The 13743-nt window shown below is 62.3% G+C and carries 14 protein-coding genes; 10 read left to right on the top strand and 4 right to left on the bottom strand.

All coding sequences use genetic code 11. From position 1 onward, the window contains the following. Positions 1-73 precede the first annotated feature (73 nt). Genes G6N74_RS02350 through uxuA form a run of 8 tightly spaced genes read left to right on the top strand, consistent with a single transcriptional unit; the run spans position 74 to position 7871 of the window. A complete protein-coding gene (locus G6N74_RS02350) occupies positions 74-832 on the top strand; it encodes a FadR/GntR family transcriptional regulator (protein ID WP_165113790.1) in 759 nt (252 codons plus the stop codon). Further along, positions 829-1620: an SDR family NAD(P)-dependent oxidoreductase gene (locus tag G6N74_RS02345; RefSeq protein ID WP_165113788.1), complete on the top strand. Its 792-nt coding sequence runs from the start codon at positions 829-831 to the stop codon at positions 1618-1620. Before G6N74_RS02350 ends, G6N74_RS02345 begins: the two co-directional genes overlap by 4 nt. After that, the gene (locus G6N74_RS02340) at positions 1617-2522 is read left to right on the top strand and encodes an SMP-30/gluconolactonase/LRE family protein (RefSeq protein WP_165113786.1); all 906 of its coding nucleotides are present in this window, start codon (positions 1617-1619) and stop codon (positions 2520-2522) included. The genes G6N74_RS02345 and G6N74_RS02340 overlap by 4 nt, the downstream gene beginning before the upstream one ends. Before the next feature lie 33 nt (positions 2523-2555). Then, positions 2556-3803, top strand: a complete 1248-nt coding sequence (locus G6N74_RS02335) for an ABC transporter substrate-binding protein (protein ID WP_165113784.1) — start codon at positions 2556-2558, stop codon at positions 3801-3803. A 13-nt stretch (positions 3804-3816) separates the two neighbouring features. After that, positions 3817-4743: a carbohydrate ABC transporter permease gene (locus G6N74_RS02330; RefSeq protein WP_165113782.1), complete on the top strand. Its 927-nt coding sequence runs from the start codon at positions 3817-3819 to the stop codon at positions 4741-4743. After that, complete coding sequence (locus tag G6N74_RS02325) at positions 4740-5582, top strand: carbohydrate ABC transporter permease (RefSeq protein ID WP_165113780.1); 843 nt, start codon at positions 4740-4742, stop codon at positions 5580-5582. Before G6N74_RS02330 ends, G6N74_RS02325 begins: the two co-directional genes overlap by 4 nt. A 12-nt stretch (positions 5583-5594) precedes the next feature. Then, positions 5595-6623: an ABC transporter ATP-binding protein gene (locus tag G6N74_RS02320; protein ID WP_165113778.1), complete on the top strand. Its 1029-nt coding sequence runs from the start codon at positions 5595-5597 to the stop codon at positions 6621-6623. Positions 6624-6680: 57 nt separating this feature from the next. Continuing rightward, complete coding sequence (gene uxuA, locus G6N74_RS02315; protein ID WP_165113775.1) at positions 6681-7871, top strand: mannonate dehydratase; 1191 nt, start codon at positions 6681-6683, stop codon at positions 7869-7871. Positions 7872-7972: 101 nt separating this feature from the next. Here the strand turns inward: uxuA and G6N74_RS02310 are convergent, their stop codons facing one another. The 4 genes from G6N74_RS02310 to msuE all read right to left on the bottom strand — a co-directional run bounded on the left by G6N74_RS02310 (position 7973) and on the right by msuE (position 11237). Further along, positions 7973-9190 carry an MFS transporter gene (locus G6N74_RS02310; RefSeq protein ID WP_246245609.1) on the bottom strand — a complete coding sequence of 406 codons (1218 nt, stop codon included), beginning with the start codon at positions 9188-9190 and terminating at the stop codon, positions 7973-7975. Between the two features lie 186 nt (positions 9191-9376). Further along, complete coding sequence (locus tag G6N74_RS02305; protein ID WP_165113771.1) at positions 9377-9820, bottom strand: cupin domain-containing protein; 444 nt, start codon at positions 9818-9820, stop codon at positions 9377-9379. 38 nt (positions 9821-9858) lie between these two features. Further along, on the bottom strand, positions 9859-10668 hold the full coding sequence (locus G6N74_RS02300) for an alpha/beta fold hydrolase (protein ID WP_165113769.1): 810 nt from the start codon (positions 10666-10668) through the stop codon (positions 9859-9861). A gap of 17 nt (positions 10669-10685) precedes the next feature. Continuing rightward, a complete protein-coding gene (gene msuE / locus G6N74_RS02295) occupies positions 10686-11237 on the bottom strand; it encodes an FMN reductase (RefSeq protein WP_165113766.1) in 552 nt (183 codons plus the stop codon). A 220-nt stretch (positions 11238-11457) separates the two neighbouring features. On the opposite strand from msuE, the gene G6N74_RS02290 reads away from it, so the two are divergent. Then, the gene (locus G6N74_RS02290; protein ID WP_165114423.1) at positions 11458-12681 is read left to right on the top strand and encodes an acyl-CoA dehydrogenase family protein; all 1224 of its coding nucleotides are present in this window, start codon (positions 11458-11460) and stop codon (positions 12679-12681) included. A 147-nt stretch (positions 12682-12828) separates the two neighbouring features. Further along, positions 12829-13632: a LuxR C-terminal-related transcriptional regulator gene (locus tag G6N74_RS02285; RefSeq protein ID WP_165113763.1), complete on the top strand. Its 804-nt coding sequence runs from the start codon at positions 12829-12831 to the stop codon at positions 13630-13632. Positions 13633-13743: the final 111 nt, after the last annotated feature.

The raw sequence follows: 13743 nt of genomic DNA, 5'->3' as shown, positions 1-13743 counted from the left end.
AGCTTGGCAACTGATAAACTTAGTTGCTAAGTTTTGTGCTGTCGTGCTAACAAACCTGAATTGGGAAAAACAGATGACCGCGACAACAACAAAGAAGCCGTTCTTTTCAGCGAAGCAAGCAAGTCCGCTGCGCCTGGCGGACAGCGTATCGGACGCCATTGCGGCCGCGCTCTTCGACGGGCGCATCCAGCCCGGCGAGCCTTTGCCGCCCGAAGGCGAAATCGCGCGTGAGTTCGGCGTATCCAAGCCGATCGCCCGCGAAGCGCTGCGCCAGCTGACCGCTGCCGGATTGATTTTCACCCAGCAAGGCAAGGTAGCGCGAGCCAAAGCGATCAGCGGCGAGCCTATGGAGAGGATCTACGGCTATGCGGTCCGCTCCAGCCTGAAGAGCCTGCAGGAAGCCAACGAAATGCGCCGCGTCATCGAGACCGGCATCGCTCGCCTTGCAGCCGAACGCCGCGACCCCGAAGGGCTGAAGACCATGACCCAGGCGATCGAGGACATGAAGACGTCTTTGCTCGATCCTGCTGGTTTCACGGAGGCCGATATCCTGTTCCATCTCGGACTGGCGATGGCGACCGGAAACACGATGATACGCGTCCAGATGGAAGGGCTGCGTTCGGTGCAGCGCGAGGTCTCCGAACTCTTCTCACGGCGTTCGAACCGGACCGATGCCGACTGGCGACAGACGATCAAGCGCCACGAGGAGATTCTCGACGCAATCTCCGCCGGCGATGCCGACCTTGCTGAAGCGAAGATCAAATCGCATTTCAAGGCCGCCGACATCGCCTCGCTGGAAGTCGCCGACAAGCTCGAGGGCAGACGCCAATGAGCGCAGGCCGCTTCTCGCTTGAGGGGCGTCGTGCGCTCGTCACTGGCGCCAGTTCGGGCATCGGTCGCGCCGTCGCACTTGGCCTGGCAGCAGAGGGCGCCGAGATCGTCATCCACCATTTCGGCGACGCCGGCGGCGCCGAGGCCACTGCCCGCGACGTGGGAGGCAGCACGCCCGTCTTCGAGGCCGATTTCACCAAGCCAGCCGCCGTCGAAAGCTTCGCCGATGAGGTTCTCTCGACTGCCGGTCCAATAGACATCCTCATCTCCAATGCGGCAATCGAGCGCCGCCTCCCCTGGCACGACGCAGATCCGGCACATGTCGAGGCCCATGTCGCCTCCAATTTTACGGCGCTGATTACTCTCGCCCGCAAATTCGTGCCACCGATGGCCGAGCGCGGCTGGGGCCGTGTCGTTGCCACAGGCAGCATCATGGCGAGCCGTCCGCGCGCCGAAACAATCGTCTACGCCTCGCTCAAATCTGCCCAGCTGACAGCAATACGGGCGCTTGCGCGTGACGTTGCCCCGCGTGGCGTGACGATGAACGTTGTGTCGCCAGGCGCGATCGAGACTGAAGCGACAGCTCCCCGCTACGAGGACGCCGCATTCCGCCGCGCGGTGGCCGTCAAAATTCCGGTCGGACGCCACGGCATGCCCGAGGATCTCGTGGGCGCCTACATATTCCTTTGCAGTGATGCCGCCTCCTACGTCACCGGCGTGAACATCCCCGTCGATGGCGGCTGGTCGATCGGCGACGCTCCGGGAGTATTGCCGGGAGAAGCCGCATGACGGTCTATCGCGATTTCTCCGTGTTCCACGCCGGTGAGGATCAGGTCGGCGAGAGCCCTCTCTGGGATGCCTCGACCGGGACGCTGTGGTGGGTCGACGCCGCCGGCGGCCGTGTCCATAGCAAGCATGCCGGTACGGGCGAGTTATCGACATACGAGCTGGACGTCTTACCGGGCGCGCTGGCCCTCTCCGATGGCGCGATCATCGTTGCCGCGTCGCACGGCTGGTACAGCCTCGACCCAGACTCCGGAAATCTCTCGCTGCTCGCCGGGATCCAGGCACCCGAGTCCGAGATGCGCTTCAACGATGGGGTCACCGATCCGCTGGGCCGGTTCTGGACCGGGACAATGCATATCCCGGCCGAGCGCAAGCCTATCGGCGCGCTCTATCGCTATGACGGCAGGTCCGCCGCACAGGTCATCGGCGGTCTTCGCACTCAGAATGGTTGCGCCATCTCACCCGACGGCCGCACCTTCTACCTAAGCGACAGTCATCCCGACATCCGCTGCATCTGGGCCTTCGACTTCGATGTCGAGACCGGCGCGCTAGATCGTCGCCGCGTGTTCCACGTTCCCGCCGAAGGGCGCCCTGATGGCGCCTGCGTCGACGTCGATGGCTGCTACTGGTTCGCGGCGGTAGACGCCGGGCTGATCGTCCGCGTCGATCCTGATGGGCACGAGATGGAAACGATCCGGCTGCCCGTGTCCCGCCCTTCCAAGCCGGCCTTCGGCGGCCCGGATATGACGACGCTCTTCGTTACCTCGATACGCGCCGGACTGACACCCGACGAACTAAAGCGGCAGCCGCTTGCCGGCTCCGTCTTCGAAATCGAAACCGGAACCAGCGGGCACGAAATCCCGCGTTTCCAGACTGCCCGCCAACCGCTACGCGTCCACACATAACCAACAAAGACCAGCCACCAAGGGGAGGAACCTATGAAAGGCGCACGAACAGGAATAATCGCTTCCACATTGGCACTGTGCTTGATGTCCGGGGCAGCGCTCGCGCAGGAATTGCGCGTGACCGTCTGGACCGGCAGTGAAGCCCACCTCAAGATGCTGAACGGCATCGCTGAACCGTTCATCGCCAAGCATCCCGGCGTTACCGTGAAGTTCGAGACGGTACCTGTCGCCGACTATACGCAGAAACTGACCTTCCAGGTCGCCGGCGGCAATCCGCCGGATGCTGCCTGGATGATGGAGGACGCAGCCCCCGCCTTCGAAAACGCCGGCCTGCTGATGGATATCGGGCCGACCGTCAAGGCCGCCGAAGGCTATGATTTCGCCGACTTCTCGCAGCCGGCGATGGCGCTCTGGCAGAATGGCGAAACCGTCTACGGCATCCCATTCTCGACCTCGCCGTTCATGATCTACTACAACAAGGACATGTTCGACAAAGCAGGTCTCGAAGACCCGCTGGCGCTCGCTGCGAAGGGCGAGTGGGACATGAAGAAGTTCCAGGAAGTGTCGAAGAAGCTCGTCGAGGCAAACCCCGGCAAGTGGGCGTTCGAGTTCAAGGACGGCGAAGGCTATGCCTCGCGCATGACGCATGCGGTGCTGCCTCCGATCCGCGCCTATGGCGGCGAGATGTGGGCCGATGGCCAATGCGGCTTCGACAAGCCGGAGGCAGTCGCTGCCGTGCAGCAGCTTCACGACATGGTCTTCAAGGACAAGACCATCGTGCCGCCTGGCGAGCAGGGAGACTATTTCTCCGGAAATTCGGCGATGACGGTCAATCAGATATCGCGGGCTTCCAAGATGCCTGAGGCCGGCTTCAAGTGGGGCATCGCTCCTCTCCCGACCGGCCCTGGGGGCGAGGCTCCAGTCATCGGACAGGCGGCGCTGGTCGTCTTCGAACAGGGCAAGAACAAGCAGCTTGCTGCCGACCTTGTGGCGCAGATGACGACGAAGGAGAATGTCGCCATCATGGCGCAGTTCTTCCCGCCGGCCCGCAAATCGGTGCTTGAGAGCGACGCCTTCATCAACAGCAACAAGCTGGTGCCTGCCGATCAGATGAAGAGTATCGCAGCAGCGATCGTGAACGGCCGTGTGCATCCGGCGCATGAGAAGGTGCCGCAGATATTCGCAGCGATGGCGCCGAAGATGGACGCGCTCTGGAAGCCGGACGCAAATGTCGAAGAGGCGCTGAAGGGCGTCTGCGCAGCCATTCAACCACTGCTTTGACCTGCGGAAGATGATGGATCTTTCCCGCCCAGAAACCACGGCGCGCAACGATCGCGCGCCGTGGTTGACCTTGAAGACCCGGGAGATGCTTGAGGCCTGGCTTTTCGTCAGCCCGACCGTCATCGGCTTCCTTATCTTCTTCCTCGGCCCGCTTGTCGCGGTCGTCTATTTCTCGATGACCGAGTGGAACCTCCTGTCACAGAAGGCCACGTTCGTCGGGCTGGACAATTTCAACGATACGCTCTTCAAGAACCCTGACTTCTGGCACGTCGTCCGTAACTCCGTCGTGTTTGCTATCGGGCTCGTGCCTCTCAATATGGCCCTGGCCCTAACGCTCGCGCTCGCGCTGTCGAGACCATTCTTCGGTGTCGTCTTCTTTCGTACGGTTTTCTTTGCCCCTGTCATCACGTCGGCTATCGCCTGGGCCATCGTATGGAAGTTCCTGCTGCAGGGCGAAGGCGGCGTGATCAACCAGATGCTGGCGCTTGTCGGCATAACCGGCCCGAATTGGCTGCGTGAGCCGAACTGGGCGATGGCCGCGGTCATCGTCACGCGCGTCATCAAGATGGTCGGCCTGAACATGATCCTCTACATCGCAGCACTCCAGGCCGTGCCACGCGACTACGAGGAGGCCGCGCGTCTCGAAGGCGCGTCGCGTTGGCAGGTTTTCACGATGGTCATCTGGCCGCTGCTGGCTCCCACCACTCTGGTGATCCTGGTCATCACGACGATCGGATCGTTCAAGGTGTTCGACCACATCTACCAGATGACGGGCGGCGGACCGGAGAACGGCACGTTGGTGCTGGCCTTCTACATTTACCAGCAGGGTTTCAAGTTCTTCAACGTCGGCTACGCCGCCGCACTGGCGATGATCATGTTCGTGATCGTCATGGCGCTTACCCTCATCCAGGTCTGGATACGCCGCAGGGGCACGCAATGACCCGGCGCCAGATCGACATTATCTACCGCACATGCTGGACGCTGGCGCTGCTGATCGTGGCGATCCCCTTCGTCTTTCCGTTTCTCTGGATGGTCTCGGCCGGCTTCAAGAGCACGACCGAGATATTCGGCACGCCGTCGTTGCTGCCGCGCGTCTGGCGCTATGAGAACTTCATCGAGGTGTTCACCTATCAGCCCTTCGCCCGGCAGTATTTCAACTCGCTCTACATCGCGATTGCAGTGACGGTGCTGACGCTGATCATCTCCTCGCTCGCCGGCTATGCGCTGGCCCGGATGCGCTTCGCTGGCGCGGGCCTTCTGATGCTGTTCCTCGTTTCGGCGCTGATGGTGCCCGAGGAGGTGACCATCATTCCCAACTTCTTCCTCATCCGCTCGCTCGGCCTGATCGACACGCACTGGCCGTTGATCCTGCTGCCGACATTCGGACCGCACGGCGTCATGGCGACCTTCCTCATGCGCCAGTATTTCCTGGCGCTGCCGAGAGAGCTTGAGGACGCCGGACGGATGGACGGGCTTTCGCGCATCGGCATCTGGTGGCGCATCGCCCTGCCGATGTCGCGCCCGGCGCTGGCGGCCGTCGCCATCATCACCTTCCTGTTCTCGTGGAACCTGTTCCTCGAGCCGCTGATCTTCCTGAGTTCGCTGGAGATGTTCACGCTGCCGCTGGCACTCTCCAACTTCAACGACAGCTACGGACTGCCGCTATGGAACCTGCAACTGGCAGCGACCACGCTCGCAGTCCTGCCGATCCTGATCGTTTACCTGATTGCCCAACGCCAGATCACGGAGAGCTTTGCGCTTTCCGGCGTCAAAGGCTGACGAGGAATATGAATGGCTGATGTAGTCCTGAAAGACATTCGCAAACAATTCGGCGCGACCGAGATCATCAGGGGCGTCGACCTGACGGTCGATGAAGGCGAGTTCGCCGTATTCGTAGGGCCGTCCGGCTGCGGCAAGTCGACCCTGCTGCGCATGATATCCGGGCTTGAGGATGTCAGCAGCGGAGAACTCCATATCGGCGGGCGGCGGATGAACGATGTCCAGGCGGCAAAGCGCGGCGTCGGCATGGTGTTCCAGTCCTACGCGCTCTACCCGCACCTCAATGTACGCGACAATATGGGTTTCGGCCTGAAGGTTCGCAAAGTTCCAGTCGATGAGCGCGACCGACGCGTGAGGGAAGCTGCCGCAACGCTGAAGCTCGACGCCTTGCTCGACCGCTATCCTCGCCAGTTGTCCGGCGGCCAGCGGCAGCGCGTCGCCATCGGACGTGCCATCGTCGGCAGCCCGGACGTCTTCCTGTTCGACGAGCCGCTGTCGAACCTCGACGCGGAGCTTCGCGTCCATATGCGTTCCGAGATCGCAGCACTTCACAACCGCCTGAAGACAACGATGATCTATGTGACGCACGATCAGATCGAAGCGATGACGCTGGCCGACAAGATCGTGGTGCTGCGGGACGGCCTGGTCGAGCAGATCGGTTCGCCGCGTGACCTCTATGAGAAACCGAACAATGTCTTCGTCGCGCAGTTCATCGGTAGCCCGAGGATGAACCTGCTGCCCGCCGCGGAAGCGAAGCTCATATCCCCGACGCATGCCCTGCCCGCCAGCGCAGTTTCGGTCGGCGTGCGGCCGGAGCATCTTCGCGTCGTCGAGCCGACGACCGACTCGCTGTCCGCCACCGTGACGCTCAACGAATACACGGGGGCCGTGACGCTGATGCATGTCGAGCTGCCCGGTGGACAGACCTGTCTTGTCGTAGATGACAAGCGGGACATGCCGCCGATCGGCACCCGCATTGGACTGACTGCGGACAAGGACAATCTGCATTTCTTCGATGCCGACGGACGCGCTGTTTCGTAATGGTCCGTCGGGTGGCCACGACAAAATCTGACGAAATGCCCAATCGGAGCTGATGCAATGGAAGAAACCTGGCGCTGGTTCGGCCCAGATGACGCCTGCGAACTCAAGCATGTGCGCCAGGCCTGCGCGCGGGGCATCGTCACCGCGCTGCATCATATTCCTTACGGACATGTCTGGACTGTCGAAGAAATCCGCAAACGGCAGGCAATCATCGAGACCGATGTCTCGCTGGGCCTGAAATGGCGCGTGGTGGAAAGCCTGCCGGTGCATGAGAGCGTCAAGCTTGGCGGCGACGGGTTGGAGCCGATCTTCGATGCCTATCGCCAATCTTTGCGCAATCTTGCCGCCTGCGGCATCGAGGTGGTCTGTTATAATTTCATGCCGATCCTCGACTGGACCCGCACGCAACTGGATGCCCCCCTTCCCGGCGGCGGCACCGCGCTACGCTTCAATGTTCACGAATATGCGGCCTTCGATTGCTACATGCTGAAGCGGCCGGGTGCGGAGGACGAGCACGACGAGACCACTCTCAATCGGGCGCGGAGCTGGTTCCAGAGTTCTTCCGAAAGCGACAGGGAAAAGCTGCTGGCCAACATCATGGCTGGTCTGCCCGGCGCCTATGATCGCTACGACGTGCCGGGCCTGCGCGCCATGCTGGATCGCTACAAGCAAGTGTCGCGGACCGATCTTCAAGCCAATTACGTCCGCTTTCTGCGCGAGGTGGTCCCAACCGCGGAAGAGGTGGGCGTGCGACTTTGCGTGCATCCGGATGATCCGCCCCGCCCGCTGTTCGGCCTCGACCGCATCGTCTCCAATGCCGATGACATCGACTTCATCCTGTCGGCTGTGCCGTCTCCGTCAAACGGGCTGACATTGTGCTCCGGCTCGCTCGGTGCAAACCCGGCTAACGACGTGCCGGCGATCGCAAGACGCTTCGCCGACAAAATCCATTTCGCCCACCTGCGCAACGTCGCCAGGGAAGCCGATGGCTCCTTCGTGGAAGCGGATCATCTCGGCGGCGACACCGACATGGTGGCGCTGGTGCGCGTGCTTATGGCCGAGTGCAGGCGCCGCAAGGCCGAAGGACGCATGGACTGGAATATTCCAATGCGCCCCGACCACGGCCATGAATTGATCGACGACGCATCGCGAAAAACCCATCCCGGCTATCCGGTAATCGGCCGTCTTCGCGGACTTGCCGAGCTTCGCGGTGTGATGGCCGCTATCGAGAAGATCGATGCTGCATGACGGTCGGTGCTCAACCGCCGGGCGCCACCGTCAGCGATCTGCTGCTTTAGCGGGCGCCCGGACTCTCGAAACAAGAGCAGATAAATGCGATCCTGCTGACTTCAGTTGGTCGCGACCGGAGCAACGACCCCTGCCCTCCCGACGTTCTCCCGCGCCAGGATAACGAGGACGATAAGGAAGATCGCCTCAACGACCGCGAACGCCACGAACGCCTCCGTGAAGGAGCCGCCTGAGGCGCGGATCACCAGGCCCATCATCCATGGCGACAGGAAGCTCGACACCACGCCGAAGACTTCGGCGTAACCGACCGCCGCGGTTGCCAGTTCATCGGGATACTTTTCGCTGAGCAGCGAGAAGATCGCACCACCGCCGAAGACGGCAATGCCACTAAGACCGGCGAAGAGCAGAAGCCAACCGAAATCCATCGGATAGATTGTGGCTACCGTGAAGGCGATTGCAGTGAGCAGCGCCAGCACCGTGCCGAACTTGATCATGAAGGCCTTGCCGATGCGATCGGCTACGTAACCACCGATGACGAGGAACACCACCTGCGACAGGCCCATCAGCGTGCCGACCAGGGCGGCATCTTCCACCGGCATGTTCTGGACGGCGATATAGGCAGGCACCACCCAGGTTGCAGTACCGGCGATAGCGAGCGTACAGGCGGCGATGCCGAGACCCCCGACCAAAATCCACCGCGAGCGGAAGATGGCGCTGAGCGGGATCGCCGCACCACGCGGCAGCGGCTCTTCCCAGGCAAAGCCACGCACGCCGATCTCGGCCGGGCCATTGCGACCGAACAGCACGATTGCAAGCGCGACGAGCAGGGTTCCGCCGGCCAGCAGGGCAAAGAATGTGCGCCAGCCATAGGCGATGGTAAGCGGGATTCCGAGCGCGAAGTCGAGCGTTATGGCAAGGCTGTAGGCAGCCAGGATCATACCGACGATGCTGCCGCGCCGCGCCTGTGGAAACCAGCCGATGACCAGCTTCATGTTGCCGAGGAAGATCGCGGCATCGAAGAAGCCGATGAAAAGCCGCAGCGCGATCAACTGGCCATAGCTCTGGACATAGACCTGCAGCACCATACCAAGGCCGGTGCCGGCAAGGCCGATCAGGAGCATGTTGCGGGCGCTCATGCCGCGGCTGACCTGCGACCACACGATCATGCCGAGGCCATATGTCAGCGCGAAGATGCCTTGCGCCAGGCCGGCCTGAGCCGGATCGAGTTGCAGCGTCTCCGAGATGAAGGGAATGACCGCCGCAAAGGCGTACCAGTCCGCAGCGAGAAAGATCTCGCATATCAGTGCGAGCGCCAGCATACCGAATTGCCAGCGTTTTATATGTGATCTGTCCGTTTCAGAAATCGTATCCCAATTCATTGTCCGTTCCCCTGTTCGGAAATTTATTTTCGCGAATTGATGCGCCTTTGCGGCGTTCGTGATTGCCGGGCCGTACCCGGTTCCCGCGCGCCGCAATGGCAGCGAACGGGAAAGACATGGATGGCTTCAGGCCGGTGGTGGCAGGAAGTCGACCTCGTGCTCGGCGGCGATGCGCACCACTTCGGCCGGATCGCCGACATTGTGGATGCGTTCGAACAGGCCGCGCAGCGCCCGCGTCGGCGACACCCAGAACAGGCTGCTGACCGTAGCGGAGGATTTGTTGAAGATGCCGTGCGGTTCGCCCATCGGCAGGCGGATGAGATCGCCGGCGTTGGCGATGACTTCCTTGCCGTTGAGCCAGAGGTCGAGACGGCCTTCAAAGACCGAGATGAACTCGTCCTGCGTCGGATGCGTGTGCGGCGGCACGAAGGTGCCGGGCGGCAGGATCGCATGCCAGGCCATGGAGGCATCCGACTGTTGTTTCAGCGTGTAGGTCTGGCCGAGAATGCTCCATTTGGCGCCGTCATAGGCTTCCTCGCTTTTGGTCACGCCGGCCTGCATCACAATCATTGGTCTGTCCTTTTCGAGATGTGTCGGTTCGGTGGTCTTCACGCGGCGAGGAAGTCGCGAAGGATTGCGACGGCGGCCTGCGGCTTTTCCTCGAACAGGAGATGACCCGCATCCGCCACCTGTTCGAACCGCGCGTTTGGAAGTTCGTTCAGCCAGGCGGACGCCTGGGCTGCCGGGCGCATCCGGTCCTCACTGCCCCAAAGCAGCAGCGTCGGAACACCGATGCGATGGAGCCAGCGGTCAAGCTTCGGATTGCCCTGCGGCTCGTCGCCGAGAAGCTTGCCGAACGCCATCATCTCGCGACCGAGCGACTGGTCGAAGGCCGGGTCCGGCGACTTCGGGAAATAGCCGATCGCCACTTGCGGATCATGCGTCAGGTAGCCCGGCAAATCATGCGGCGCGACAATCGAAAGGTCCGGCGCCGGATGCGCGCGCACCACCAGCCCGGCCGGCGCGACCAGTGCCAGCCGGCGCAGGCGGCTGCTCATGCGCGCGGCATATTCCGCGGCGATCCAGCCGCCAAACGAGAAGCCGGCAAGGTCGAACTCTGCGAGGCCGAGACGATCGAACAGGTCGGCATAATGCAGCACATGGTCGTCGATCGATGTGATGTGCTCGTCATCGGCGGATTCGCCGAAGCCTGGATGATAGGGAATGATCACGCGCGCATCGGCAGCCAGAAGACGCGCGAATTCGAAGCCGGGAAAAGTGCCGGCGCCATGGAGAAAGACCAGCGGCCTGCCCTTGCCGAGGCTGTGCACGACGGTGCGCACGCCGCCGATATCATATTCGGCGCGCTCGAAGCCGCTCATTGCAGGAGCAGATCTGGAGACGATTGCCTGGTTCATCGTTCGAAAACTCCTTGCTATTCGGCAGCGACGCAGCCGGGACGCCCGACCAGGCTCGCCAGTTGATCAACGGCGGCGGCGATGCGTTGCAGCACGAACGGACTTGAGGGAATGCCGTCGGAAAAATCCGTTTCGCTGGCATAGATGGCGGTTGGGATGGTGCAGGCCTCGAAGAAGCCGAACAGCGGCCGGAGCTGATGCTCGACCACGAGGCAATGACGTGCGCCGCCGCCGGTGGCGGTGAGCAGCACCGGGCGATTGACCAGCGCGGTCGGCTGAACCAGATCGAATACGTGCTTGAACAGGCCGGTGTAAGAGCCCTTGTAGACCGGGCTGCCGACGATGAGGGCATCGGCGCTCTCGATCGCATCGACGATCGCCTTGGCACGTCCACTCAGTCCGGCCGGCGAATACGCGCCTAGCCCTTCGCCGGCATCGACGAGATCGAAGATATCAACGTCGATGCCGTGGCGTTTGCGCAGATTGCCGGAGACGGCCTCGACAAGCGCGCGTGTTTTCGACGGCCTCTGCGTGTTGCCGCAGAAGCCGATGACCCTGATGCCAGCCATCGATACGATACTCCCAGATCAGCGCCGCCGGCTCTTGGTTCTTGTGCGGGCCGCGCTTCAATTCCCGTCGACCTGCATTTTTCAAGTGTAGGGCGAGGCGCACAATCCCCCCAGTTGGGGGGGTTGCTGGGGGGCTGCCCCATTGGAACACTGCCACGAGGAAGAACCAGGCCGCCGAGCCTGGCCCGACAACCGAAAGACAAGGGTGGAGCCCGTGAACATGCCTGTTGCCAATCTCAAACAAGCCGCCAAGCCATCGCTCGCCGAGATGACGGCACGCGTCGAAAGCATCCTCCCGGCAATCGAGGCGGCGGCGGAAGAAAGCGAACAGCTGAACCGGCTTGCCGACGGCACGTTCAAGCTTCTGCAGGATGCCGGGCTCTACAGCATGATGATGCCGAAGGAGGTCGGCGGCGCAGAGCTTTCCCATGTCGATGCCATGCGGCTCGGCGAGCGTGTCGCATGGGCACATGGTTCAGCGGGATGGTGCGTCATCGTCAACAACGCTGTCGGCGGAGTGATGTCGCTGTTCGTTTCCGACAAGGGCGCCAGCGATATCTTCGCGCATGGACCCGACGTCATGGTCGCCGGCAATGGCGTGCCGCGAGGCTATGCAAGGCCGGTCGACGGCGGCTACATGATCCGCGGCCATTGGGCCTATGGCAGCGGCATCCAGCACGCCGAGTGGATCCATTCCGGCTGTTTCGTCACCGACGCGACCGGCAAGACCATGGTGATGCAGCCGAACGGCCAGCCGGAAGTCGTCGTCACCCATCACCCGCGCGCGACGATCGAGCTGAAAGGCAATTGGGACGTGCTTGGCCTGCGCGCTACCGGCAGCTTCGATTACACGCTGAAGGACGCTGACGAGCTCTTCGTACCGCATCACCTTTGCTACGGCCTCAACGAGGGCAATGCCAAGCGCGGCGGTCCGCAGGGCAGCCTCGGATTGGTCGGCTATACCGCCTGGGGCCACACGACATGGGCGCTGGGCGTCGGCCGGCGCATGCTGGACGAACTGGCCAAGCTTGCCGCCAAACGCGTCGATGCCTTCGGCAAGATGAACGAAAGCGCGACGTTCAAATATGAATTCGCCCGCGCCGAGGCGCGTTTTCGTTCAGCCCGCGCCTTTGCCTATCAGGCATGGACGAGCATGGCCGAAACCTTCGCCGAAGGCGGCGAAGCTTCGCTCGAACAGATCGCCGATGTGAAACTGGCGATGCGCCATGTGCATGACGTGATATCGGATGTCGGCACCTTCGCCCACCGGGCTGCACGGGGCGCTTCCCTGCACAATGGCATCATGCAGCGCTTCTACCGCGACATCCATTCGGGAACGCAGCACATTTTGATGGCTGACGAGATCGTCCAGGAATGCGGACGCGTCTATCTCGGCGCTGTCGGGGCGGACGCGAAATGGGGCGTGTTCGGCGTCGACGGCTGACCGTCGCGGGATCGCACGCACCCGCTTGCTTTTTCCTGCTTTTGCTGGAAACTCCTTGTCCGGCAAACAGGGTGCTCGCTGAGGGTGGCGAGCCTTGCCGTGTCCGACAAGCCTAAAAATGGGCGCGGGCAAAAGGAGGAATGACAGATGCGCCGGTCCCCGGCCACGATAGCGGACTACTCGGCGGGCGCGGTCAGCGATGCCGCGCTCAACGTTGCCGCCAGCCGCTCGCTGGAAGCGCTCGGCGACGCCTGCCACCGCGAGATCGGCCGGCTGATCGGATCGCCGACGGTAGGCCTCTATCTGCTCGACCGGGACAAACCCTATCTGTTCTACAGCAAGCAGGCGCCGGATGGGTTCATCCAGGAGTACAGCGCCGAATTCGACAAATACGATCCGCTGCTGGCCTATATCTGCGAGAAGGGCCAGCCCGTGGACGGCTCGACGCTTGTCGGCGCCGCCGGCTGGCAAAGCTGCAACAATTTCGAGCTGCTGCGGCGCTGGGGGTTCGTGCATTGCATGGCGGGGCCGCTTCGTGTCGACAACCGCGTGGTCGGCGTCGTCTATACGGCCAACCAGGGCGAAGTGGGTGCCTATGCGTCACCGGCCGTTGACAGCATGCAGATCCTTTGCCGGGCCGGATCACTCGCGCTCACCACAATGGTCGAGACCGGTCGGCTCAATGGCGCTCCACCTGCTTGGATTTCGCAGTCCGGCGCGGCCTCACACAGCGAATACGCGTCACTGGCCAATGCATCAGCCCTGAACCAACTGCCGACGCGCTCGCGCGAAGTGGCACTGCTGCTGTGCCACGGCCAGTCCAACAAGGAGATCGCACGAGCCCTCGGAATATCGGCCTATACGGTCAAGGACCATATTGGCAGCCTCTGCCAGAAGCTGCACGCACACAACCGCACCGAACTCGTCCAGCGCCTGTTGACTACACATTGAGGAACCTCAAGTCGTTGCGCTTGGGCCCTGTATAAACTGCCTTCGCAGTTCAGACCCGTCGCCCACTTGAGCACGGGCAAAAAGCCAATAAAATCAGAGGCCGAAATTGGT

The organism is Mesorhizobium zhangyense, assembly GCF_011045115.1.
Taxonomy (GTDB): domain Bacteria; phylum Pseudomonadota; class Alphaproteobacteria; order Rhizobiales; family Rhizobiaceae; genus Mesorhizobium_M; species Mesorhizobium_M zhangyense.
The sequence above is the reverse complement of the archived record's forward strand: the minus strand, read 5'-3'. Positions and strand labels throughout refer to the sequence as shown.

What these genes read in the sequence shown, in the direction of transcription:
- uxuA (WP_165113775.1), top strand. Translation starts at nt 6,681, where the DNA reads ATGGAAGAAACCTGGCGCTGGTTCGGCCCAGATGACGCCTGCGAACTC.
- G6N74_RS02335 (WP_165113784.1), top strand. Translation starts at nt 2,556, where the DNA reads ATGAAAGGCGCACGAACAGGAATAATCGCTTCCACATTGGCACTGTGC.
- G6N74_RS02330 (WP_165113782.1), top strand. Translation starts at nt 3,817, where the DNA reads ATGGATCTTTCCCGCCCAGAAACCACGGCGCGCAACGATCGCGCGCCG.
- G6N74_RS02310 (WP_246245609.1), bottom strand. Translation starts at nt 9,190, where the DNA reads ATGCTGGCGCTCGCACTGATATGCGAGATCTTTCTCGCTGCGGACTGG.
- G6N74_RS02350 (WP_165113790.1), top strand. Translation starts at nt 74, where the DNA reads ATGACCGCGACAACAACAAAGAAGCCGTTCTTTTCAGCGAAGCAAGCA.
- G6N74_RS02340 (WP_165113786.1), top strand. Translation starts at nt 1,617, where the DNA reads ATGACGGTCTATCGCGATTTCTCCGTGTTCCACGCCGGTGAGGATCAG.
- G6N74_RS02300 (WP_165113769.1), bottom strand. Translation starts at nt 10,668, where the DNA reads ATGAACCAGGCAATCGTCTCCAGATCTGCTCCTGCAATGAGCGGCTTC.
- G6N74_RS02305 (WP_165113771.1), bottom strand. Translation starts at nt 9,820, where the DNA reads ATGATTGTGATGCAGGCCGGCGTGACCAAAAGCGAGGAAGCCTATGAC.
- G6N74_RS02325 (WP_165113780.1), top strand. Translation starts at nt 4,740, where the DNA reads ATGACCCGGCGCCAGATCGACATTATCTACCGCACATGCTGGACGCTG.
- G6N74_RS02290 (WP_165114423.1), top strand. Translation starts at nt 11,458, where the DNA reads ATGCCTGTTGCCAATCTCAAACAAGCCGCCAAGCCATCGCTCGCCGAG.
- G6N74_RS02345 (WP_165113788.1), top strand. Translation starts at nt 829, where the DNA reads ATGAGCGCAGGCCGCTTCTCGCTTGAGGGGCGTCGTGCGCTCGTCACT.
- msuE (WP_165113766.1), bottom strand. Translation starts at nt 11,237, where the DNA reads ATGGCTGGCATCAGGGTCATCGGCTTCTGCGGCAACACGCAGAGGCCG.
- G6N74_RS02320 (WP_165113778.1), top strand. Translation starts at nt 5,595, where the DNA reads ATGGCTGATGTAGTCCTGAAAGACATTCGCAAACAATTCGGCGCGACC.
- G6N74_RS02285 (WP_165113763.1), top strand. Translation starts at nt 12,829, where the DNA reads ATGCGCCGGTCCCCGGCCACGATAGCGGACTACTCGGCGGGCGCGGTC.